19 protein-coding genes and 1 tRNA gene are annotated in these 23,382 nt (G+C 65.2%); 15 read left to right on the top strand and 5 right to left on the bottom strand.

Annotation, left to right across the window (positions count from 1 at the left end):
- Positions 1 to 153: 153 nt before the first annotated feature.
- Genes V5F49_RS16675 through V5F49_RS16665 form a run of 3 tightly spaced genes read left to right on the top strand, consistent with a single transcriptional unit; the run spans position 154 to position 2,799 of the window.
- A complete protein-coding gene (locus V5F49_RS16675; RefSeq protein WP_394118522.1) occupies positions 154 to 1,290 on the top strand; it encodes a methionine ABC transporter ATP-binding protein in 1,137 nt (378 codons plus the stop codon).
- Positions 1,283 to 1,969 carry a methionine ABC transporter permease gene (locus V5F49_RS16670; RefSeq protein WP_394118523.1) on the top strand — a complete coding sequence of 229 codons (687 nt, stop codon included), beginning with the start codon at positions 1,283 to 1,285 and terminating at the stop codon, positions 1,967 to 1,969. The genes V5F49_RS16675 and V5F49_RS16670 overlap by 8 nt, the downstream gene beginning before the upstream one ends.
- Before the next feature lie 44 nt (positions 1,970 to 2,013).
- A complete protein-coding gene (locus tag V5F49_RS16665) occupies positions 2,014 to 2,799 on the top strand; it encodes a MetQ/NlpA family ABC transporter substrate-binding protein (RefSeq protein WP_394118524.1) in 786 nt (261 codons plus the stop codon).
- An 81-nt stretch (positions 2,800 to 2,880) separates the two neighbouring features.
- Here the strand turns inward: V5F49_RS16665 and tam are convergent, their stop codons facing one another.
- Positions 2,881 to 3,669 carry a trans-aconitate 2-methyltransferase gene (gene tam / locus V5F49_RS16660; RefSeq protein WP_394118525.1) on the bottom strand — a complete coding sequence of 263 codons (789 nt, stop codon included), beginning with the start codon at positions 3,667 to 3,669 and terminating at the stop codon, positions 2,881 to 2,883.
- 432 nt (positions 3,670 to 4,101) lie between these two features.
- Positions 4,102 to 5,142 (bottom strand): glutamine synthetase beta-grasp domain-containing protein, encoded by a 1,041-nt coding sequence (locus V5F49_RS16655; protein WP_394118526.1) that lies wholly within the window; start codon positions 5,140 to 5,142, stop codon positions 4,102 to 4,104.
- A gap of 508 nt (positions 5,143 to 5,650) precedes the next feature.
- On the opposite strand from V5F49_RS16655, the gene V5F49_RS16650 reads away from it, so the two are divergent.
- Complete coding sequence (locus V5F49_RS16650) at positions 5,651 to 5,848, top strand: DUF2735 domain-containing protein (RefSeq protein WP_394118527.1); 198 nt, start codon at positions 5,651 to 5,653, stop codon at positions 5,846 to 5,848.
- Between the two features lie 278 nt (positions 5,849 to 6,126).
- Positions 6,127 to 6,447 (top strand): hypothetical protein, encoded by a 321-nt coding sequence (locus tag V5F49_RS16645; protein ID WP_394118528.1) that lies wholly within the window; start codon positions 6,127 to 6,129, stop codon positions 6,445 to 6,447.
- A gap of 5 nt (positions 6,448 to 6,452) precedes the next feature.
- Here V5F49_RS16645 and V5F49_RS16640 read toward each other — a convergent pair whose 3' ends face one another.
- Together V5F49_RS16640 and ettA are read right to left on the bottom strand one after the other, a co-directional pair.
- Positions 6,453 to 7,352, bottom strand: coding sequence for an HNH endonuclease (locus V5F49_RS16640; protein WP_394118529.1), 900 nt, complete (start codon positions 7,350 to 7,352; stop codon positions 6,453 to 6,455).
- Between the two features lie 94 nt (positions 7,353 to 7,446).
- Positions 7,447 to 9,102: an energy-dependent translational throttle protein EttA gene (gene ettA / locus V5F49_RS16635; protein ID WP_394118530.1), complete on the bottom strand. Its 1,656-nt coding sequence runs from the start codon at positions 9,100 to 9,102 to the stop codon at positions 7,447 to 7,449.
- 114 nt (positions 9,103 to 9,216) lie between these two features.
- Here ettA and V5F49_RS16630 point away from each other — a divergent pair, with 114 nt between their 5' ends.
- The 7 genes from V5F49_RS16630 (at position 9,217) to V5F49_RS16600 (ending at position 18,768) form a co-directional block, all read left to right on the top strand.
- The gene (locus V5F49_RS16630) at positions 9,217 to 9,693 is read left to right on the top strand and encodes a cupin domain-containing protein (protein WP_394118531.1); all 477 of its coding nucleotides are present in this window, start codon (positions 9,217 to 9,219) and stop codon (positions 9,691 to 9,693) included.
- A gap of 278 nt (positions 9,694 to 9,971) precedes the next feature.
- Positions 9,972 to 10,046: transfer RNA gene (locus V5F49_RS16625), tRNA-Gly, on the top strand.
- Between the two features lie 372 nt (positions 10,047 to 10,418).
- The gene (locus V5F49_RS16620; RefSeq protein WP_183856669.1) at positions 10,419 to 11,123 is read left to right on the top strand and encodes a hypothetical protein; all 705 of its coding nucleotides are present in this window, start codon (positions 10,419 to 10,421) and stop codon (positions 11,121 to 11,123) included.
- 5 nt (positions 11,124 to 11,128) lie between these two features.
- The gene (locus V5F49_RS16615; RefSeq protein ID WP_183856671.1) at positions 11,129 to 12,235 is read left to right on the top strand and encodes a hypothetical protein; all 1,107 of its coding nucleotides are present in this window, start codon (positions 11,129 to 11,131) and stop codon (positions 12,233 to 12,235) included.
- Between the two features lie 100 nt (positions 12,236 to 12,335).
- Positions 12,336 to 14,261 (top strand): ATP-dependent nuclease, encoded by a 1,926-nt coding sequence (locus tag V5F49_RS16610; protein WP_183856673.1) that lies wholly within the window; start codon positions 12,336 to 12,338, stop codon positions 14,259 to 14,261.
- Between the two features lie 32 nt (positions 14,262 to 14,293).
- Positions 14,294 to 16,183: a UvrD-helicase domain-containing protein gene (locus V5F49_RS16605; protein WP_183856675.1), complete on the top strand. Its 1,890-nt coding sequence runs from the start codon at positions 14,294 to 14,296 to the stop codon at positions 16,181 to 16,183.
- Positions 16,184 to 16,587: 404 nt separating this feature from the next.
- Positions 16,588 to 18,768 carry a ParB/RepB/Spo0J family partition protein gene (locus tag V5F49_RS16600; RefSeq protein ID WP_183856677.1) on the top strand — a complete coding sequence of 727 codons (2,181 nt, stop codon included), beginning with the start codon at positions 16,588 to 16,590 and terminating at the stop codon, positions 18,766 to 18,768.
- Positions 18,769 to 18,960: 192 nt separating this feature from the next.
- Here V5F49_RS16600 and V5F49_RS16595 read toward each other — a convergent pair whose 3' ends face one another.
- Positions 18,961 to 19,398, bottom strand: coding sequence for a PDDEXK family nuclease (locus tag V5F49_RS16595; protein ID WP_183856679.1), 438 nt, complete (start codon positions 19,396 to 19,398; stop codon positions 18,961 to 18,963).
- Positions 19,399 to 19,568: 170 nt separating this feature from the next.
- On the opposite strand from V5F49_RS16595, the gene V5F49_RS16590 reads away from it, so the two are divergent.
- The 3 genes from V5F49_RS16590 (at position 19,569) to V5F49_RS16580 (ending at position 22,892) form a co-directional block, all read left to right on the top strand.
- Positions 19,569 to 19,760: a helix-turn-helix domain-containing protein gene (locus V5F49_RS16590; protein ID WP_337927146.1), complete on the top strand. Its 192-nt coding sequence runs from the start codon at positions 19,569 to 19,571 to the stop codon at positions 19,758 to 19,760.
- Positions 19,761 to 19,996: 236 nt separating this feature from the next.
- Positions 19,997 to 20,803, top strand: a complete 807-nt coding sequence (locus V5F49_RS16585) for a sulfite exporter TauE/SafE family protein (RefSeq protein WP_246429777.1) — start codon at positions 19,997 to 19,999, stop codon at positions 20,801 to 20,803.
- Positions 20,804 to 21,743: 940 nt separating this feature from the next.
- Positions 21,744 to 22,892 (top strand): IS110 family RNA-guided transposase, encoded by a 1,149-nt coding sequence (locus tag V5F49_RS16580; RefSeq protein WP_281810084.1) that lies wholly within the window; start codon positions 21,744 to 21,746, stop codon positions 22,890 to 22,892.
- Positions 22,893 to 23,382 lie beyond the last annotated feature (490 nt).

Genomic DNA, 23,382 nt, shown 5'->3' with positions numbered 1-23,382 from the left:
TGACCCGCACTCCCCTGCCCGGCTCCTGGTAGCCCTTCGGCAGAGTGGCCGGTGTCCGCCCCCGCGATGCAGCCGCACCATGCCGCCTCCCGCTTCCGCACCGACCCAGCGGACGGTTTGGCGAACAGACCGAAAAGCTCCGGAGCTCTCCCCGTGAACGCCCCCCTCACCCTGCCGCCCCAGGATGCGACGCCTCAGGATGCGACGCCCCAGCAGGGCACGCCGCCGAAGGCCGCGCCGGCCGCGAAGGCCATCATCCGCTTCGCGCAGGTGGCGAAATCCTATCCCGCCCGGCGCGGGCAGGCGCCCGTCTCCGCCCTCTCCGACATCTCGCTCGACGTGCCGGAGGGCGCCATCCTCGGCGTCATCGGCCGCTCCGGCGCCGGCAAGTCCACCCTGATCCGGCTGGTCAACGGGCTGGAGAAGCCCACCGCCGGCCAGGTGATCGTGGACGGGGTGGACATCGGCGCCCTCGACGAGGCGGCGCTGCGGGCCGAGCGGCGCTCCATCGGCATGATCTTCCAGCACTTCAACCTGCTGGCGCGGCGCACTGCCTTCGACAACGTGGCCCTGCCGCTGGAGATCGCCGGCGTCCCCGCCCGCGAGATCAAGGCCCGGGTGGAGCCGCTGCTGGAGCTCGTGGGCCTTTCCGACAAGCGCGACCGCTATCCGGCCGAGCTGTCCGGCGGGCAGAAGCAGCGCGTGGGCATCGCCCGGGCGCTCGCCACCCGCCCGCGCGTGCTGCTCTCCGACGAGGCCACCTCCGCCCTCGACCCGGAGACCACCAACCAGATCCTCGCCCTGCTGCGCAAGGTGAACGCCGAGCTGAACCTGACCGTGCTGCTCATCACCCACGAGATGGCGGTCATCAAGGCGGTGGCCGACCGGGTGGCGGTGATCGACGGCGGCCGCATCGTCGAGGAAGGCGCCACCTATGAGGTGTTCGCCCGCCCGCAGCACCCCACCACCCGCTCCTTCCTCTCCGCCCTCACCGGCCAGACCCTGCCGCCGCAGATCGCCGACCGGCTGGTGCAAACCCCCGGCGCCGGGCGCGAGGCGGTGCTGCGCATCGTCTTCACCGGCCACCACGCCACCGACCCGGTGCTCTCGCGCGTCTCGCGCCTTTTGTCGGTGGACGTGAACATCATCCAGGCCCAGGTGGACGAGATCGCCGGGGCGCCGTTCGGCGTCATCGTGGTCTCCGTCCCGGGCGAGCCGGCCACCGTCTCCGCCGTGGTGAGCGCGGTGGAACGGCTTCATCTGTCGGCTGAGGTGCTCGGCTATGTTTGACATCACCTTCGGCCTGCTGCCGCCCACCATCGTCGACCTCATCATCGACGCCACCGGGCAGACCCTGTTCATGGTCGCCGTTTCCGGCGTGCTCGGCACGCTCCTCGGCCTGCCGCTGGGCGTGTTCCTCGCCACCAGCCGGAAGGGCGAATTGTTCGCCGCCCCCCTCGCCAACCAGACGCTGGGACTGGTGGTGAACGCCGCGCGCTCCACCCCCTTCATCATCCTGGTGGTGGCCATCATCCCCTTCACCCGGCTGGTGGCCGGCACCTCCATCGGCACCAACGCGGCCATCGTGCCGCTGACGGTGGCGGCGGCCCCGTTCATCGCCCGGCTCATCGAGGCCGCCATCCGCGAGGTGGACCAGGGGCTGGTGGAAGCCGCCCGCGCCATGGGGGCGAGCCCGCTGCAGATCGTCGCCAAGGTGCTGCTGCCCGAGGCGCTGCCGGCCATCACCCTCGCCCTCACCCTCGCGGCGGTGTCGCTGCTCGGCTACTCGGCCATGGTGGGCGCGGTGGGCGGCGGCGGCCTCGGCGACCTCGGCATCCGCTTCGGCTACCAGCGCTTCATGCCGGAAGTGATGGCCGCCGTGGTCATCGTGCTGATCCTTCTGGTGCAGGGCGTGCAGACCCTGGGCGACGTCCTCGCCCGCCACCTCGACAAGCGCAGCCGCGGCTGACCCGCGGCGCCTCGATCCCGTTCCATCCTTCAAGGAGCAGACCCATGAAAGCCCTCGCCCTCGGGCTGGCGCTCGCCGCCGGCATCACCCTTCCGCTCGCCCCGGCTTCCGCCGAGACCATCAAGGTCGGCGTCACCCCCGGCCCGCACGCCCAGATCCTGGAGAAGGTGAAGGAGATCGCCGCGCCCAAGGGGCTCGACATCAAGGTGCTGGAATTCTCCGACTACGTGGTGCCCAACGCCGCGCTCGCATCCGGCGAGCTGCAGGCCAACTCGTTCCAGCACAAGCCCTATCTCGACAACCAGATCGCCGACCGCGGCTACAAGATCGTGCCGGTGGCGCTCACCGTGAACTTCCCGATCGGCGTCTATTCCAAGAAGTACAAGAGCTTCGAGGAGATCCCGGCCGGCTCGTCCATCGGCATCCCGAACGACCCCACCAATGGCGGCCGCGTGCTGCTGCTGCTCGCCGACAAGGGCCTCATCAAGCTCAAGGACGGCGTGGGCGTGAAGGCGTCCGTGGTGGACGTGGTGGAGAACCCCAAGAAGCTCAAGTTCGTGGAGATCGACGCCGCCCAGCTGCCGCGCTCCCTGCCCGACCTCGCGGCCGCCGGCATCAACACCAATTATGCCAAGGAAGCCGGCCTCGACCCGGTGAAGGACCCGATCCTGCGCGAGGATCCCAAGGGGCCCTACGTCAACGTCATCGCCGTGCGCGCCGAGGACAAGGACAAGCCGTGGGTGAAGGCGCTGGTGGAAACCTACAATTCCCCCGAGGTGAAGGCCTTCGTGCTGGAGACCTTCAAGGGCGCGGTGCTGCCCGGCTGGTGAGGACCATTCGGCCGGGGACCGGTCGAGCGCGGCGCCGCAGGTCCCCGGGCCTGCGGCGCCTTTCTTTTGGACGGCCGGGCCTCAGCGCACCGCCACGATGAACAGGCGCGGGAAGGCCAGCAGCACCTTCCCGTCCACCCGCGCGGGATAGGGCTCCACCAGCCGCGCGGCATATTCCTCCAGGAACTGCACGCGCTCGTCCCCCTCCAGCGGATCGAGGAAGGGGCGCAGGCCCGTCCCCTTCACCCATTCCACGATGGCCGGCACGCCTTCCAGCGCGTGATTGTAGATGGTGTGCCACACATCCACGCGTCGCGCCGCGGGGGCCAGCATGTCATAATAGGTGGCGGGCGGCGGCAGCACCGTGCGCGCGCCGGTGGCCAGCGCCAGCTTGTCGCCCCATGGGCCGGACATGGCGGTCTCGCGCATGGCCACGTGGGACGGCTCGTCCAGATTGTCGGGCATCTGCACCGCCAGCGCGCCGCCCGGCGCCAGCATGGACATGAGCCGCGGCAGCAGCTGCGGATGATCCGGCACCCATTGCAGCACCGCATTGGCGAAGATGAGCCGGGCCGGCCGCGGCAGGGTGAAGGTGGTGGCGTCGGCCAGCTCGAACCGCGCCGCCGGCAGGCGCTTGCGCGCCGCGTCCAGCATGGCGGGCGAGGTGTCGAGGCCGAGGATCTCGGCGCCGGGAAAGCGCTCCGCCAGGAGCTCGGTGGAATTGCCGGGGCCGCAGCCGAGGTCCACCACCAGGCCGGCATCGTCCGCATCGCCGGCGGCGGCCGGCACCTGGGCCAGCAGGTCGCGGGCCGGGCGGGTGCGCTCATCCTCGAACTTCAGATACTGGCGGGCATTCCAATCTGCGGGCATGGGCGGCGGGTCTCCAGTCGCGTGGAGTCTAGCGCAGCCTGTCCCGACGCGCAGCCGCGGCCGCCGGTCTCGCGACGCGGCATGCCGACGCCCGCGCAGGCCGGCTGCGGCTGGTGATGCACCTTTGACCGCCGGCGCATTGGCGCGACCCGCGCCGGTGCCGGTCCGCCGCGCGCGCCGCTCCGGCGCCGGCCTGGCTCGCCCCCACCGGCGAGGGCCGCATGGAGCGCCCCGGCGACGCATCGCGCCCTGCGAGTCGCGCCCAGGACAGTGGCGCACGCCGTCACGCACGGCATCGGCGCCGAAAGTCGGTACTATCCCGGCAGGCATGAAAAAGCCACGGCGCGGTTGCCCGTGCCGTGGCTGATGGCTGAGACCCGGCGTCTCCATGGTCCCGGCGTCGCCCGGAGGCGGCGCCGGTTCCGGACCCGATCAGGCCGCCGCGGAGGAGCCGGCGGAGGTCGGGACGGAGGCGATGGTCTTCAGGATCTGCGAGGCGATCTGGTAGGGGTCGCCCATGGAGTTCGGGCGGCGATCCTCGAGATAGCCCTTGTAGTCGTTCTTCACGAAGGAGTGCGGGACGCGGATGGACGCGCCACGATCCGCAACGCCGTAGGAGAACTTGTTCCACGGGGCGGTCTCATGCTTGCCGGTGAGGCGCATGTGGTTGTCCGGGCCGTAGACGGCGATGTGGTCGTCGAGGTTGGCCTCGAACGCCGCCATCAGCTTCTCGAAATACTCCTTGCCGCCCACTTCGCGCATGTAGGAGGTGGAGAAGTTGGCGTGCATGCCCGAGCCGTTCCAGTCGGTGTCGCCGAGCGGCTTGCAGTGGAACTCGATGTCCACGCCGTACTTCTCGGTGAGGCGCAGGAGCAGGTAGCGCGCCATCCACACCTCGTCGGCGGCCTTCTTGGAGCCCTTGCCGAACACCTGGAACTCCCACTGGCCCTTCGCGACTTCCGCGTTGATGCCTTCGTGGTTGATGCCGGCGGCGAGGCAGAGGTCGAGATGCTCCTCGACGATCTGGCGGGCGATGTCGCCCACGTTCTTGTAGCCGACGCCGGTGTAGTACGGGCCCTGCGGCGCGGGATAGCCGGCCTCGGGGAAGCCGAGCGGACGGCCGTTCTTGTAGAAGAAGTATTCCTGCTCGAAGCCGAACCAGGCGCCGGCGTCATCGAGGATGGTGGCGCGCTTGTTGGACGGGTGGGCGGTGACACCATCGGGCATCATGACCTCGCACATGACGAGGATGCCGTTGGTACGAGCCGGGTCGGGATAGAGAGCGACGGGCTTGAGCACGCAGTCGGAGCTGCGGCCCTCGGCCTGCTGGGTCGAAGAGCCGTCGAAACCCCACAGCGGCAGCTGCTCGAGCGTGGGGAACACGTCGAACTCCTTGATCTGCGTCTTGCCACGCAGGTTCGGCGTGGGGGTATAGCCGTCGAGCCAAATGTACTCGAGTTTAAACTTTGGCATTGCAGTCTCTCATAAGCCGATGACGTGACGTTCTGGCACTCTTGTGGGTGTCCGGCCGCGCAGATCCACAGGCCTCATTTGACCGCGCCAATCTTTGCATTTTGCGTGCCAATTGCCGCAGCGCACGGTTCGGCGGGATGATCCCCAAGGGAAGGCCGGCGCCCTGCCCTTGTCCGCGCCTGCGCTATGCCTATCTGAAGTGCAGCGCGCCCCCGGAATGGGCAGCTGCACGGCTCCGGAAGCCTGCCGGAAGGGACGAGCACGCCGGCGGGAACAAAAGCGCGGCAGATTGGCTTGATGCTCGAAGCCTCGCTGCATTGCGAAAGAAGCCGGGCCGCCATGCTTGCTGCGCACAAATAATTCCGGCAGCTGACGCAAAATCCAGTCCGCCTATTTTTTAATCATTCAACTAACTTTTTAGGCATTTGATGTATTGCAGTCCGGATTTTTCTGCTATGAACGACCCAATGGATGATGGCCAGGAGGCTCATCGAACGGAGTTGGAGTGATGACTGAAGCCCCGAAGCAGAACAGCGCGAAAATCTATATCTTCCCGGTGAAGGGTGGCGCGAATATCGGCATGCCTTCCAATCAGGCGAAGATGGACGCCGAGCTCGCCGCCATGGGCGTGGTGCATGCTGCCATCGGCAGCAGCTGGTACCACGAGGAAGCCGTGAAGGACGCCGAACGGCCGTTCCGCCGCTGAGCTTGGGGCACGGCAGCCGGCGCACGCCCTCCGCAGGCGGGCGCGGCCGCCATCCGGCAGGAGGGCCGCCAACGGCCTCCGGGCGCGCGCTACCGCGCCCATAACACCCGCGATCCACCCCGGAGTGGTGGTGGAACGCGCCTTCGCGACAGGGCGGGCTTCGGTCCGCCCTTTTCTTTTGCGTCGTCCGGTCGCTCCGCCGCCCCCGCGAATCACCTGCGCTGGACCGCTTCTTGCTCCGCCTCCTGCCGGACACCCTTCCGCGTAGGAGACGCGACATGCCCGCCATTCTCGACCTCGCCGGCGCCTGGACCGACGCCGATCTTGCCGCCCTCCTCGCCTCGGTCACGGACGACCGGGACTGGCGGCTGGAGGTGACCCCCGACGGCCTCGCCAGCCTCGCCGACAAGACCGCCAACCCCACCGGCGCCGACTATGACGAGGGCCTGCACTGCTATTTCGAGACCTGGATGGCCGGCACCGATTTCGTCGGCCCCGGCGCCGCCGGCGACAAGACCCTGGTCGGCAAGCTCGCCGGCGCGCTGCGGGCAAACTACCCGGCGCTGAAGGGCGAGCGGTTCGTGTATGTGGATTTGTGAGGGGGCTACCCCTTGAAGCAATGCGCGCGGTGCCAGGACAGAAAGCGAGGATCGGGCCGGTCCAGCGCCCGCGACGGCGAATAGGCGTGCCCACTCTTGTTGACGAAGGCACGAACGCCTTCGACGTCGTTCACCTGCCGGGAAACGAGGATTTCGAGATCGTCGGCGAGGCTGATCAGGCCGCGGTCGAACATCCAGTGGGCCGTTCCCGACAGCGCGATGCCATTGGTCACGATGTCCGGCCCGTTCGCCTCAACGGGCCGAATGTGGGCGGCCTCCACCTCGGCACGACCGCCGCCGTTGATGAGCTTCAGGCCAGAAATGGCGCACCGTTCTCCATACGCACGGAGCACGACCCGGCGGAACACGCGGTCGCGCACGATGCGCGTCATCATCAGGCCGACGCGATCGCGCTCGACTTCCAGGTCGAACGGCGTCTGGTCCTCGTGAAAGCCGTTTGGATCGGAAGGTTCGCCGGAGCGCGGGAGCAGGGTGTCGGTATCGCCCAGCCCGAGGCCGAGAATCCGCTCGAAATCGCTTTGCGAGATTGGGCGCACGGCAGACTGTGCTCGCCCGGAGATGCGCCCGGCGGCGTTCAGAACGCCTCTTTCGACTAGCCCGTCCGGCCCACTGAACGGCACGGGATTTGAGAATTCAAGGTAGCTGCCGGGCTCGATCAAGGCGATCTGCATGCCCGGAGCCGACAGGTCGGGGACGACACGCGCAACCTTCGCTACAGCGAAGTAGCCGCGCGTATCCGTGACCTTTCGTGGCTCGTAATAGATGATCCAGCTGCCAATACAGGCTTGTACGCGGCTCAGATACTGCCGCGGAAACTGGTATCGCTCCGCAGGACTGTCGTCATAGATCGAATCGGAGCGGTGGATAAAAACCCCGTAGCCCATTCGGCACTATACCCTGCCCGCTGGCAGCGGTGTCCAGCGCAAGCGGGAGGCAGCCACGGAACGGGCGCCCTCTATAGAGCGCCCGCCCCTCCCCTCACCTCGAAAACTTCTTGTACTGAATCCGCTTCGGGATCACCGAATCCGTCCCCAGCCGGCGCTTCTTGTCTTCTTCGTAGTCGGCGAAGTTGCCCTCGAACCATTCCACGTGGCTGTCGCCCTCGAAGGCGAGCATGTGGGTGGCGACGCGGTCGAGGAAGAAGCGATCATGCGAGATGATGACGGCGCAGCCGGCATAATCCTCCAGCGCCTCTTCAAGCGCGCGCAGGGTGTCCACGTCGAGGTCGTTGGTGGGCTCGTCGAGCAGCAGCACGTTGCCGCCGCGCTGGAGCACCTTGGCGAGGTGGACGCGGTTGCGCTCGCCGCCGGAGAGCATGCCCACCTTCTTCTGCTGGTCGCCGCCCTTGAAGTTGAAGGCCGCGCAATAGGCGCGCGAGGGGATCTCCTTCTTGCCGACGTAGATCACCTCGTTGCCGTCGGAGATTTCCTCCCACACGGTCTTCTTGTCGTCGAGCGCGTCGCGGCTCTGGTCCACATAGCCGAGCTTCACCGAATCGCCGATCTCGATGGTGCCGCCATCCGGCTTCTCCTGCCCCGTGATCATGCGGAACAGCGTGGTCTTGCCCGCGCCGTTCGGCCCGATGACGCCGACGATGCCGCCCGGCGGCAGCTTGAAGGAGAGATCGTCGATCAGCATCTTGTCGCCGAACGCCTTGTTCAGGTGATCGAAGGCGATGACGTTCTGCCCGAGGCGCTCGGCCACGGGGATGACGATCTGGGTCGCCGAGGGCTGGCGCTCGGAGGCGCGCTGCAGCAGTTCCTCGTAGCGCTGGATACGCGCCTTGTTCTTGGCCTGGCGGGCCTTCGGGGAGGCGCCGATCCACTCCTGCTCGCGGGCGAGCGCGCGCTGGCGGGCCTCGTCCTCGCGGCCCTCCTGCTGCAGGCGCTTCTGCTTCTGCGCCAGCCAGGAGGAATAATTGCCCTCGTAGGGAATGCCGCGGCCGCGATCGAGCTCGAGGATCCAGCCGGTGACATTGTCGAGGAAGTAGCGGTCGTGGGTGACGATCAGGATCGCGCCCGGATAGGTGCGCAGGTGCCCTTCCAGCCAGTTCACCGTCTCGGCGTCGAGATGGTTGGTGGGCTCGTCGAGCAGCAGCAGCTCGGGCTGCTCCAGCAGCAGGCGGCACAGCGCCACGCGGCGGCGCTCGCCGCCCGAGAGGCGGGTCACCTCCCAGTCGTCGGGCGGGCAGCCGAGGGCGTTCATCGCCTGCTCCACCTTTGAATCGAGATCCCACAGGCCCTGGGCCTCGATCTCGTCCTGAAGCTGGGTCATCTCGTCCGCGGTCTCGTCGGAATAGTTCATGGCGAGCTCGTTGTAGCGCTCCATGATGGCCTTCTGCTTGGCCACGCCTTCTTCCACGTTCTGCCGGACGGTCTTGGTGGCATCGAGCGGCGGCTCCTGCGGCAGGTAGCCCACGCGCACGCCCTCGGCCGGGCGGGCCTCGCCGGTGAAATCCTTGTCGATGCCGGCCATGATGCGCAGCAGGGTCGATTTACCGGCGCCGTTGTTGCCGAGCACGCCGATCTTGGCATCCGGGTAGAAAGACAGGTGCACGTTGTCGAGCACCTTCTTGCCACCCGGATAGGTCTTGGTCATGCCGTGCATGTGGTAGGCGTACTGATAGGGGGCCATGGGCCGCCGTCTCCTGAAAAGGGATGCGGGAAAGTTGGCGCCGTTCTAGCCTTGCCGGCAGGGCGCGGCAAGGCGCGCGCGCATGCGCAGGCGCCTCGGCTTCAGGAGGAAGAGATGGGCGCGGACCACACCCATGGCAAGCCGGACTGGCGCACCAGCGGCGTTCAGGTGATCCCCGGCGACAGCCTCGATCCCAATACCGCGCAGACCCCGGGCATGAACCGCGCCGCCGCCATCAACCGCGCCCGCGCCGGGGCGGAGAAGATCTGGGCCGGCACGGTGCACATCCACCCCGACGCCAAGACCGGCGCCCACCACCATGGCGACCTGGAGAGCGTCATCTATGTGGTGAAGGGCCGGGCGCGCATGCGTTGGGGCGAGCATCTGGAGTTCGTGGCGGAGGCCGGGCCCGGCGACTTCATCTTCGTGCCGCCCTACGTGCCCCACCAGGAGATCAACGCCTCGCCCGACGAGACGCTGGAATGCGTGCTGGTGCGCTCGGGGCAGGACCCCGTGGTGGTCAACCTCGACATCGAGCCGGTGGAGAAGCCCGAAGCGGTCAAATGGATCGACCCGATCCACCGGGAGTGAGGCGAAATCCCCCGGCGGCGGCGCGCCGGGGCCCGGATTCGCCCGCCGTCCGCGCTCCCTGCGCGGCCATCGGCGCCGTGGCGACAACGCCGGCGGCAGCCTTCGCGCCCGGCAGGACACATCCACAACGCCTTTCCTCTCAAGGGTTTGAGCGGCTCCGGCGGCGGCGTCATCCACAGGCCGGCGGAGAAAGGATGCAAAGGGGTGTTGCATTCGCCGCCGGCATTTTCTATAGAACCGCACCCGCCGCTGACACACTGTGTCGCCGGCAAATGGATGCGGGTGTAGCTCAGGGGTAGAGCACAACCTTGCCAAGGTTGGGGTCGTGGGTTCGAATCCCATCGCCCGCTCCAATATTCTCAAAATAATCAATAACTTATAGCGACACCGCCGAGAGGCGGTTTTGCCGTTTTCGGTATGGTGACCACTTGGTGACCACCGATGCCGAGAGCGTCCGCCATCTCTCCCCTTGTGGAAAACCGCATGCCTTCTCTCGAACGAGGCGGCTCGCCACCGTACGCAGTTGAATTACGTCCAGCACGGCGAACGAGCCTTTCGGACCTTGCCCGCCTTCCATCGCTCGTGCGGAAGAGAGCGCCGCCTGCGCTGAGATCCAATGCAGCAGCCTAGATCGATCGAGCTCGGCGCGGGACGCTACGCGTTCGAGGTGGGTGTCATATTTCCTGATTCGAGCGCCGTCTCGGCGCCGGATTGGATTATTCTGGATGCTCACCAGAGATTCGGTTCCAGCCATGCACCCTGCCTTACAGCGTCTCGTGAACGCCAACACAGCTCTTGAAAACGCACAGCGCGCACTTGAACTTGCACAGGATCAGCGGCGGCAGGCGGCTCTGGCGCTCATTGAGATCGAGGATGAGGATCAGCGCTGGCAGGCAGCGATCTTTGCGTATCGCGAGTTCGGCCACGGCCTTAGTCTTGCTCTGGCGGAGGCTGCGACGGGTCTTCCGGGCAAGAAGGCGCAGTCGAGGTTCCTGGTTCGCGCAGGCCGGAAATCATACCAGCCCAAAGGCCACGGGTCCGACGCTGGCATGCATATACCGGAGCCGATGTCAGAATGGCCGGCTCCGGACCAACTGGAGCGCGATGTGATCAGCTCGCACATCGCCCATGGCGAACCGTACTGGGTCGACCGAGGCCTCGGTTGGGGCAGGCTGAGGGTGGATCTGCAACCAGACCAGGCGCGAACCTATTTGGAAGACGCGACCGGCGCGATGGCCGCTCGGGTCGGCTTGACGCGGGAAGAGTTCGTCGAGTGGCTTTCAACGGAGGGCTTTGTTCGCTGCAGCGGCGTGACCATGAAGGGCGCGCCTTGCAAGGCGGGGGTCAAAGGCCTCAGCGGCCAGATGGCGATCGGACCGTGGAAAGCCGCGAAGGATCGTGGCGGGTACTGCGCCACGCACGGCGGCTAAGACCAGTGTCGCACACAGCCTATTCGCAGCATTTTGCCCAGGAGCTGGACTTCAAGCAATTGCTGAAGCGCCGGGGCGTCACCGCATCCTTGGAGCAGGTAGACTACGGCCTGAGCCAAGCCGAGCGAGACTGGATGCGTAGCGACTTGCTGTGCCCGTCGTGTCGATGCGGCGGGGCGAGCTTGGTCCGGTCCGATGCAAACGGTACTGGGCGTAACACGCGACAGGCGCACTTCCGGTTTATCGACGCCTCGGGCCACACGGCCCACAAGCTGGGCTGTGATTTCTTCGCAATGGATGACGTGCCCGGTGTTCAGAGAGGCGTCGACGTTCAGTTCTCCGCGAACGACAAGGACACCAAGGTTATCCGGGAGTTGGTCTGCAAGGCCATTGCAATCGGTGAGCTGAGCAAGCCGGCGATTTTCGAGATGCGGTCGTGGTTTCTAGCCCAGCGCGACGCTGACGCATTCGAGGTCAAGGGTACCCCGGCCGTGGCCGACTGGCTGTGGTCCATCAACCGACTGCAGATATACGAAGCCCTGGAGTTCCAGCCCTTCCATCTCATCTTCCCGGGCTTCGACACGCGTCGGGCGGCGCTTCGCGACCTCGCCTTTTACTACCGTGACTTCGTAAAGCGGATCCCTCGCATCGGTTTCGACGCGGCGGTGCGCGATCGGACGAAACGCATTCTGATGGCCAATCAAGGGCAGCGGCTTATCGCCATGGAGCCCCTGCGGTCGAGGTACGAGATGACCGCCAGGCTGGCCGGGCTTATGGCGGCCTATGGAAACCTGTCGCTGACCAGGCGACGGTCACTTGGAAGCATCTACGGCGATACGCCGGAGGCTCTATTGGCCTTTACCGCGACGCTGCTCTTTGTTTCCCACTGGGACGAAAACGCGGCGCTCGGCCGCTTCGCCAAGATCATTGCCGCGGCGACGCCAGATGACCTGACCTTGGGCAACGTCATCGGGCTCAATCCCTTCCACGACTTCGCCGCTCTTGAGGTGGCCCGTTTTATCGCTGGCCTAGCGCCACCGTCGGAGCGTGCTTACGACTTTGAGGCGGAGTTGGCCGGCGCCATCGCCAAAATCAACGCGGCGCGCGGGTAGTCAACACGCGACCCCAGGCAGGGCGTGACCGCATCAATGGCGTGCCCGCACGACACACGCTAAAGCTGAGCTATTGGCCGTTTCAGGAGTCGCCAGCCAGATGTACGTGGCCAGCCTCAAGATCGAGAATTTCCGGCAGTTCGGGGAAAACGAGCACGCGGTCGAGTTTGTCTTCTCGCCCGGCTTCAATCTGCTGGTTGGCGAGAATGACGCCGGCAAAACAACGGTCGTGGACGCCCTGCGTCATCTACTTTGGACCACGAGCCAGGACTACCATCGTTTGACGGTCGACGACTTCCACGTGTCGGGCGCCGAGCGCGCCGAAACTCTCTCAATCTCGGCGATCCTACGTGGCCTGACGACGCCCGAGCAGGCAACGTTCCTTGAGTACCTGACCACCAGCCCCGGCGAGACGCCGCACCTGTCGGTCTCCCTGACCGCGAGCAGGTTAGACGGCGGAACGGCCGCGAAGGGGAGAATCGCCGTCAGCTTCCGCGCCGGCGCCCTGGGCTCTGGTCCGCCGATCGAAGGCACCATACGCGAGTTTCTACGTACGACATATCTTCGGCCACTACGAGACGCAGAGGCAGAGCTCACGGCAGGCCGAGGATCACGCCTTTCTCAAATCCTGGCGTCACATCCCGAGTTCGCGGGCCAGCACGTCAGCGACTACCAAGACGGGGGGCCCCCGCCAGCGACGCTCGTCGGTATCATGGCTCAGGCCGAGGCGTTGATTCAGGCTAACCCGGTCGTCACCAGTGTCCGCGACACGATCAATCGCGAGTTCCTCGCTAGCCTCTCCCTGGCTGCGGACCCCTTGGCGGCGGCCATTTCCGTCGCGAGGCGTACGGATCTGCAACAGGTTCTCGAAAAGCTCGAGCTCGCGTTGGGATCGAGGGCCGGGGTGCAATTGCCGACGCGGCGGGGCTTGGGCCTGAACAACGTGTTGTTCATGGCGACGGAGCTCCTATTGCTTGGAGCCGCCGAGGGCATGCCTCTGCTCTTGATCGAAGAGCCGGAGGCTCATCTCCACCCACAAATGCAGTTGCGGTTGATGGAGCTGCTGGAGCTGCGGTCCAAGCCCGGCCCCGGTCGGGTTCAGGTCATTGCGACAACCCACAGCCCTGCCCTGGCGGCCAAGGCCGATATTGAGGCGATCACTTTGCTCGCCGATCACAAGGCCTTCCCCCTCGACCACAAAAGCACGGCGCTTGAGAAGGCAGACTATGCGTTCCTGCGACGTTTTCTCGACGTCACCAAGGCCAACCTGTTCTTCGCCAGGTCTGTCATCATCGTCGAAGGTGATGCTGAGAACATCCTGCTTCCGGCGCTCGCCGAAGGTTTGGGGCGGCCGCTCGCAAAGTACGGCGTATCGATCGTCAACGTCGGACATCGAGGGCTTTTCCGGTACGCGCGCATCTTCCAGCGCACCGACGGAACGACCTCCCCGATCCGGGTCGCCTGCTTGACCGACCGGGATTTCCCGACTGCGGCTAGCGCGGCTTATGTGCCGCCTCCCGCCCCCCCAGGGCCGGGGGAGGCCGCCCGAAGAAAGTTCGAGAACGATTTCACTGTGGAGGAACTGGAAGCCGCGGTCGCTGGCCTTAAGGCGCGTGACGGCGGTTCCGTGCGGACGTTTGTGTCGCCGCGCTGGACACTGGAGCATGACATTGCGGCGGCCGGACTTGGCCAGCTCAGTCACCGTGCGATCCGCATGGCGAGGCGGGCCAAGGACAAGAACGATGTCCTGACTGATCAGGAAATCGCCCACCAGATTCAGACGGCGGATGCGGAGTTTGCGGGCTGGCAGGCGCAGGAGCTAGCCAGTGACGAGATCGCCGCGCGCATCTATCGGTCGCTCTTTGATAAACGGGCGTCGAAAGTTGAGGCGGCACACTACTTGGCCGCCGAGATTCCCAAGCAGGATTGGGAGCCGGAGAATCTAGCACGGAGGCTGCCGAGATACTTGGTGGAGGCGATAGAGTACGTCACCGAGCCCATCGAGCGGATTGAGGACGTCATCTGATGCCCTTACCGTTTCCCATCGAGCGCAGCGACGTGGCTGAGGTCGAAAGCCTTCTCGGTTGCGATTTTGGGTCCGACGCCCAACTCAGAGCCCTGTGCCACGAGGATAGCGTGGACATCCAGGCGGCTCCAGGTAGCGGCAAGACGACCTTGCTCGTGGCCAAGCTCGCGATCCTCGCGCGAAAGTGGACCTCGCGGTCACAAGGTGTGTGTGTTCTATCTCACACCAACGTCGCGCGGCAGGAAGTCGAAGCCCGGCTCGCCAAGGACGCCCATGGTCGTCGTCTGCTAGGTCACCCTCATTTCATCGGCACATTCCAAGCGTTCGCGCATCAGTACCTTGCCCTCCCTTTTCTACGCGGTTCCGGTCGTGAGCCCCGCTTTATCGACGACGGGCACTTCGCAGCAGCGATCCGGGCTCGGCCGAAGGCTTGGCACATCAACAATTACCTCCAGAACCATCCGGCCACAGCCGACACACTGCTGACGACCCTCCGTTTCGAAGGACCTGACCTGACTGTCGGCTGTGAGGCCACTCTTCCGCAGGCCGGCACGCCGACCGGGCGGGCGTTCCGGGCGCTCAAGTCCGCTATGGCCGACGATGGATATTTCCGGTTCCAAGATATGTTCGCCTATGCCAGCCGGGCCATCCGCGATGTGCCCGGACTGATCGACGTCGTGCGAAATCGGTTCCCCTGTGTCTTCATCGACGAGATGCAGGACACGGATACCCTGCAGCATGCATTTGTCACATCGATCTTTGGAGATGAGACGGTCGTCCAGCGCTTCGGTGACCAGAACCAAGCCATCTTCCACGATGTTGTCGATGCCGATGCCGTCACTGGGTTCCCTCGAGCGGGCTATATCGACTTGGTGCAGAGCCGGCGCTTTGGGACGCACATTGCACGAGCGGCTTCGACCATCACCGTGCGCGCACCACAGGAAATCCAGGGAACCGTCCGCGAGCCCGAGAAGCGTCACACCATCTTCGCCTTCGAGCAGGGCGCGATCGGCCAGGTCCTCCCTGCATTTGGCGACCTTCTGTTTGAAGAATACCCCGATGGGTTTCCCCGAGGCTTTGTCGCCAAGGCTGTTGCCGGTCGCAAGACTGGGGCGGGCCAGAACATGCCGCGCCACCTTGGCGACTACTGGCCGCCCTTCGCCGCCGGGCACGCCGGCTCGCAGGCCAGCTTCTCGAACCTCGCGGACTATGCGCGCCGCGCGCAGATGTTGCTCACCGAGGCCTGTGATTGTGCGCCGGCGGCCGATGCGATCTGGGACGGCCTGTTGGCACTCGCTCATCGCGGCAACATTGCCCACGGGACACCAAGACTGACGAAGCGGGGCCTTTTGGCCGCGCTTGACGCCGCCGATCCGGCTGCCGGATTGGCATTACGCTTGGTGGCTCACCGCCTGTGTTTCAGCGTGGATTCGGGCGATGCAGACGCTTGGCCGCAGACCGCCCAGGAGATTGAAAACGCGCTCAGGCTCTTGATGCTTGCCCCGCCTCCTCAAGCGTTCGCCGACTTCCTCGCTTGGGTGCCCGACGGCGCTGCCGCCGCGGTCGTCGGCCGCTCACGGCAGAACATCGTGCGCCACGTCAGTGACGATCGCTCAGTTGAGATTGCCCTTTCGACTATTCACGGTGTGAAGGGCGAGACGCACAGCGCTACGCTCGTTCTATCGACGCCGAGCCGAAGGATGTTCGATTTGAAGGAAGCCATCGGCCCGCTCACAGGCACGGGCGATGCACGGCGGCGCGAGAGACAGACTGTCGCCAGGCAACTGACCCTCGTTTTCGTGGGGATGACTAGGCCTTCCCAACTGCTCTGTCTTGCGATGCCTCTCGACCACCTAGAGGCCAATGAGATCGCGGCGCTCGAAGGTAACGGCTGGCGAGTTCATACGCTCCGGGCTGGCTGACATCATCGGTTTAAATTCGCTCAGCAACGATCAGAGCCGGTCGTAGGCGTCGATCCGACGGAGAACGGCTGAGCTCCTCACCGCCTGCACCGTCCCAAGACCATACCGCGAGCTGCGCTCGCTTTGTCCTGATCGGCTGCGGCTGAAGCCTTGCCGATCCCGAAAGGGGAGAGATGGTCTTAGCCCTCTCTCCCCCGCGACCGCCGCCTGCGCGAGGGCGGGGCCGCGCGCTCGCAAGGCGGCGCATGGCTACCATTGTCCCAACCGTTCCGATCCACCCCGCTCGCGGCGCAGCCCAGCCCTGCTCGCCGGCAGCCGCCCCCCTCTCTGCCGCGCGCTCACGCGCCCCCGGAAGGCATGTCGGAGGACATGCCTTCGGCATTTACGGAGAAAGGATCGGAACAATGGCCAGAACATCGAAGAAGGCACGGGCCGTCACCGAGACGATGGCGGATCAGGTTGCGGATGCGGAAGTCCGTAGCATTGGGGAAACGGCGAAAGAAATCGTCGGCGCGCTGCCCGCACCGGAGGCGGAGGCCGCGAGCGGCGCGGCGGATTTCATTCCGCTCAACAAGTTGAAGAAGTCGCCGCGCAATGCCCGCAAGACCCCGCACAGCGAAGCGACCATCGAGGCGCTGGCCGCCAGCATCGCCGTCAAGGGTATGCTGCAAAACCTTGTGGTGGAGCCCGAGCTTGATGCAGCGGGAGAGCCCACCGACAGCTATTTCGTGACGGTGGGCGAAGGCCGCAGGCTTGCCCAGCTTCTCCGCGTGAAGCGCAAGGAGATCAGGAAGACCGAGCCGGTGCGCTGCGTCATCGACACGGCGAATGACCCGCACGAGATCAGCCTTGACGAGAACGTCACCCGCGAGGCGATGCATCCGGCCGACCAGTTCGAGGCGTTCCGCGAGCTTGCGGAAAATCGCGGGTGGGGAGCGGAGGAGATCGCCGCCCGCTTCGGCGTGACGGCGCATGTGGTGCGCCAGCGCCTGCGGCTCGGCGCTGTCAGCCCCAAGCTGTTGCAGGTGTACCGCGACGGCGGCTTGAACCTCGACCAGTTGATGGCCTTCGCCCTCACCGAGGATCACGGGCGGCAGGAGCAGGTTTTTGCGAACCTCTCCTACAACCGCGAGCCGTGGATCATCCGCCGCGACCTCACCAAGGCACACATTCCGGCAACGGATCGCCGGGCGATCTTCGTCGGCCCGGAGGAATACACCGAGGCGGGCGGCACCATCCTGCGCGACCTATTCACCGAGGATCGCGGCGGCTTCTACGAGGATGCCGCGCTGCTGGACCGGCTCGTCACCGGGAAGCTGGAGCGGATCGGCGCCGAGGTTCAGGCGGAAGGCTGGAAGTGGGTCTCGGTCCACATCGACTATCCCCATGCCCACGGCCAGCGCCGCGCCTATCCGCAGCCGGTGGAGCTTTCCGAGGAAGATGCCGCCGCCTATGCCGCCGCGCAGGAGGAATACAACCGGCTGTCGGAGGAATGGGACGGCGCAGAGGAGCTTCCCCCGGAGGCGGACGAGCGGTTCGGGGTGCTTGAAGCGGACATGGAGCGCATAGACGCGCTCCGGCACATCTATGACCCGGACGACGTCGCGCGCGGAGGCGTGTTGGTCGTGCTGTCGCATGACGGCACTGCCCGCATCGAGCGCGGCTTCATCCGGGCCGGGGACGAGAAGCCCGAGCCGGAAGAAACCGCAGAGAACATGCGCGTCACCGAGGATGGCGAGATCATCGAGGACGGCACGGATGACAAGGATGGAAACCCCGTTTCCGCGCTCGACGCCGAGGACGAGGATACCGAGGATGCGGGCAAGCCGCTCTCTGACCTTCTCGTGCGGGACCTCACCGCTCACCGCACGCTCGGCCTGCGCCTCGCCCTTGGTGAGCAGCCGGACATGGCGCTGGTCGTCGTCACCCATGCCCTCGCCGCGCAGACCTTCTATCGCGGCGCGGAAGCGACGTGCCTCGAAATCCGGCCGACGAGCAGCACCCTCACCGGGCACGCGGACGGCATCGAGGACACGGCGCCGGCGAAGGCACTAGCGGATCGTCATGCCGGATGGGCAGCGGATATGCCGTGCGATGTGGCTGACCTGTGGGGCTTCATCGCCGCGCTGGATCAGGCGAGCGTGCTGGCGCTGTTTGCCCATTGCGCTTCACTCACCGTCAATGCGGTGAGGCTGCCCTGGGACCGCAAGCCCCGCGTCCATGAGACAGCGGATCGGCTAGCGACCGCGCTTGCCCTCGACATGACGGCGCACTGGACGCCCACGGCACGGACCTACCTCAGTCGAGTGACTAAGGCACACATCGCCGCCGCCGTGCGGGAAGCCGTCAGCGATGAGGCCGCCGACCGGATCGCCGGCATGAAAAAGCAGCCCATGGCGGAAGCCGCCGAGCAGCTTGTCGCCGCCACCGGATGGCTCCCCGCACTCCTGCGCACCGAACGGCCCGCATGGCTGGATGCCCCGGAGGCTGAAGCCGGCGCGGTCCTAAATGCGCCGACCGCAGCCAGTCGCGACGATACCGGCACGGTCGAGGACGGCGCAGCCTTCAACCACGCCGCCGAGTGAGCCCAACGGCCGGAGCCGCTTCGGCGGTTCCGGCCAGTCTCTCGACAGCATCGAGAATTTTCCGGCCGCGCCGGTACGGCGCGGCCGGAGACCTCGACTGCGCGAGAGCAGGAACCATAACCATGAGAAGCTATATCGAGCAGCGATCGCAATGATGATCGCTCCGTTTCCTGAAATCCGCTTTTGCGGATTTCAGGCGGCCTTGACGATGCCGACCACAACGCCCGCCACAGCGCCGGCCTCGTCGGCAAACGGCAAATAGAGCCGGACGATGCGGGCAGACCCACCCGGAAGCTGCGCCTGGTCTTCCATCATCAGCGTGCGCCCGGATGCGAGAACGATGGCCGCCTCATTGTCCGCATCCGCGCTCGACGGCGTGAGCCGGCCGACCGGCTCGCCGGCCAAAGCAACTCCATAGAGCCGGTCGACATCCTTGCCGCTGCGCTCGATCCTCAGCGGCTCATCCGATTCGGACGGGCGCCGGATCACGACGATCACATCATCCAGATCGGCCAGACGCTCGGTGATATTTCCAGCCAGCGGCATGGCTGCGCCTTCACCGCGCGCAAGCCAGACGCGATAAAGCTGACCTAGCGCTGGATGTCGGTCCGCCAACAATCGAGAATCCATGCCGGAATCCGTCGTGCCAAGGCTAACCAGATTTTCTGGTTATCTGTATTTCGGTTTAATTGATCTGCCGGTTTCGTCAATGACCGGCAGGGCATATGCAAAAAACGCTTCGCTCGCCAAGGCATATGCGTCTGGTTCAGCTCATCGTCGACAAGCGCCGGGAGGCCGGCATGAGCCAGTCCGATCTGGCCGAAGCGCTCGGCCGATACCAGTCCGTCGTTGCCGCCATCGAATCCGGCGGCCGTCGCATCGATGTCGTCGAGTTCCTTGAGTTGGCCGAAACGATCGGCTTCGATCCCCATGACGTCATCCGCGAGGTATCTGCAATTGCGACGAAGCGTAAAGCGAAGCGAAAGACGTGATGATCGAACATCAGTGCAATTATCCCAACGCTGACAAATTCTCACCCCCTATATTTTTGAGATGCTAGGCATCGCCCTTCGGGTCGGGCTCTACGCCTCCTGCGGTGGCTCCCGAAGCCCCTTCCGGGTTTTCGCCTCCGGTAACAATCCCTTCTATAATCGGACCTCGGACATCAAGGCACGACCGCCTTGTTCAAATCAGTCAATGAAGAGAGGCACCTGGCCCGAACCTTCGCTTGGTTGAACTGGCTATTGCGGGCATAACCAAGCAGGAATGTGAAGACGGGGCGTTGCCAACATTGGAGAATGAAGCAATCTGGTTGGGGATGGCGTTCCTCGTTATCGCCCTGATCTATGCGGCGGTAGGCCAGGCCGGAGCATCGGGTTACATCGCGGCGATGGCGTTGGCCGGCTTTTCGCCACTGGTCATGAAAACGACAGCACTTGCCCTAAACCTCCTCGTCGCAGCAATAGGCACCTTCTATTTCATCCGGGCGCGGCGGTTGTCTTGGCGGAACGTCTATCCTTTTGCCGTACTCGGTTTTCCCTTCTCTCTGCTTGGCGGTGCCATCCATCTGCCCGAAGGGGTCTATTATCCGGTTGTGGGGATAATCCTCATACTGTCGTCGCTCCAGATGGCGCGATCTGCTATCAGGAAGGGCGGGACAAGGGCAGCCTCACCGTCAGCGCCACCGTTCTGGGGTGCGCTATCGACCGGCGCGGTCATTGGCTTCGTCTCCGGAACTACGGGAACCGGAGGCGGCGTGTTCCTCGCACCAGCGATCCTCGCCATGAACTGGGGAACAGCACATCAAACCGCAGCGACCACGGCTGTCTACAATCTCATGAACTCGGCCGCAGCCTTATTGGGTGCCTATTTCTATTGGGATCAGGTTCCTACTTCCTTGCCGTTGTGGCTTGTTGCTGTCGCCGCAGGTGGGTCGATAGGAGCTTTCGTCGGAAGTCGATATCTCTCGGACCGCTGGCTGCGTGGAATCCTTGCGTTGCTCTTGCTGGTTTCCGGAATCAAACTGGTATTCTAGGGGCTTTCGGGTGTGCCCTTGGGGCAGACGCGCTGTGCGCGATCGTACTCTATCTCCGGCCGCATGCCGCCTACGGCCGAACCCGCCATAGCGGTTTCGGCCCATACGGGTCACGATCACTCTGCCGGTCAGTCCGCATCATGCCTCTATTCGGAGTCGCAGCAACCGCGCTCCATGATGGAGTTCGACGAGGTGGTCCGATTATCCCATCTGACGCGCGGGACAACGGCGGCGGGCATTCCCACGATAAAGCCCTCCGCTTTCGCAGGGTTTCCCTGTGGCGGCCGGCGTCACTCGGCGGCGCGGCGGGACGGGATGAGGACGATCCTGCCTCCCGATGCCGGTCTCGATCATGCCCGCATTGCATCGAACGGATCGGGAAAGCCCGCATCGTCCCTGTGCTTGAGGAGGCGGGGCAGCCACGGCCCCACGCAGGAGCAATGTCGTTTCTTGCACGCCGCTCCGAACTCGGTGGCAGGCAGGGCGCGGAGAGGGTTCGGCCCCCTCTCATTGTCGCCGGCCGATCGTCAGGGAGAACCGATCACTTCCCCCCGCCGGTGAGGCTGAGGGCCTGTCCGGCCCTCTCAGAGAAGCCCTTGGCGGTGGCAGTGAAAGCGTCGTTCCGATTGCAGCTATCGGGCTGTTCCTCCTGTCCGCCTGTCTCAAACCACGTCCATCTCGTCCTCGATAGGCAGGGGTCTGACCGAAGACCGGCGACGCGGGCGTCACCTCGATCTTGAACCCGCAACACGCCGCCTGCGGCTTTTTCCCGCCGCCGGCCAGGGCCGGCTTTGCACCGCGAAGCGAAAAAGTCCTCGCCGGATGTTGCGGGCCGATCGTCCCCGGTCTGCCGACCCCCATCGAGATCCTATGAGTAGTGGCGGCAACCTGTTCTGATCTGGTGGACGTCAATCCCGTTACGGAAAGGAGCAGGAAGATGATGCAGGGTGAAACTCATAGACAGCATACGTATCAGAACTTGGAGGCGATTTTCGTCTCGATCGAATTGAGTAAGAAGACTTGGTTGCTCACGTCGATCTCGCCCGGCACCGGCGAAAAGCTGTCACGGCACACCGTCCCCGGTGGCGATATTGCAGGGCTTCTCGACCGGCTTGTTCACCTGCAGCGCAAGGCGCGAGACCGGTCGGGTCGTGACTATCCTTTCGTCATTATTCAGGAGGCGGGCCTCGACGGCTTCTGGGTCCACCGGGTGTTGCAGGCAGAGGGCCACGAAAGCCACATCGTCGATGCTGCGTCGATTGCAACATCACGCCGCAAGCGGCGGGTGAAGACGGACAGACTGGATGGCGAGACGTTGATCCGTGCCTTGCTCGCGTTCAAGCGCGGCGAACCGCGGGTGTGCTCGATGCTGCGCGTGCCAACTCCCGACGAAGAGGATCGCCGCCGCATCGTGCGGGAGCGCAAGGTCCTAATGGAAGAGCGCATCCGTCACAGCAACCGGATCAAGGGTCTGCTCTTCTCGCAGGGCATTACCGGCTATGACCCTTTACGTCCCAAGCGCCGCGAGCGGCTGGACGCGCTTCGTACTGGCGATGGGCGGGAATTGCCCGAGAACATGAAGCGCCAGGTCCTGCGCGAGTTAGACCGGATGGAGCTGCTGCTCGATCAGATCAGGGTCGTCGAAGCTGAGCGCGATGCCATGCTCGCCGAAGAACGGCAGTCTGCGCGCGAGGTGGTCATGCTGTCGAAGGTCGTCGGCATCGGGCCGGAGTTTGCGGCAGTGCTCTGGGGCGAAGGCCTGTTCCGGCACTTCGACAATCGCCGGCAGGTGGCGGCCTATGCCGGGCTCGCACCAACGCCATGGCAGAGTGGGTCGATCGACCGGGAACAGGGGATCGGCAAGTCCGGGAACCCACGCCTTCGATCAACCTTGCTGGAGATGGCGTGGCTTTGGCTGCGGCACCAGCCCGGCTCTCAGCTCAGCCGTTGGTTCAACGAGCGCGTCGCCCGGAATAGCGGCCGCTTCAAGAAGGTGATGATCACCGCGTTGGCTCGCAAGCTTGTGGTGGCCTTGTGGAAGTACGCCAGCGCCGGCGTGGTGATCGAAGGCGCGGTGGTCCGGCCATGACGATCTGATCGCATACGAGTTCGGCCAGGGCCTGATCAGCCTCGCCGGAACCAGGTGGACGACCGCATTGCGGCATGGCTTTGAACGCCGTCATCGAGACTGGTCTCGTCCTCCTGAGCCCTTGCCGCCGCAGGCGGGATTATGGTGCGGCCGCTCGAGCGGCGACCGGATGTGAGGTTGATACGTGCAAGGCGCGGATCAGGAGTTGGGCTCAGACCTGAAGTTCATGGCGTGGGGCAGATCCCGCCGCTGATGCCAAATGCATAGCTGAAGGGTGATGGTCGGCATCGCTCCCGTGAGACCGATGCAGAATCCCCCTGTACGGCCTCTCTTCTGGCTGGTCTGGCGCCTGTCGGGCCTCGGCCCGCAACGGCTTCGCCAACCTTCTTCCCCTGCGGCTTCGCCACATTCCTCGCGGGACAACAAGCTTGGCTGCCGCCGTCCTCCGCTGACGCTGCGGTCCCACAGGATGCAGTCGGCCCAACCGTCG

It is taken from the genome of Xanthobacter lutulentifluminis (genome assembly GCF_043194675.2).
In the GTDB taxonomy this organism is placed as follows: Bacteria; Pseudomonadota; Alphaproteobacteria; order Rhizobiales; family Xanthobacteraceae; genus Xanthobacter.
The sequence above is the reverse complement of the archived record's forward strand: the minus strand, read 5'-3'. Positions and strand labels throughout refer to the sequence as shown.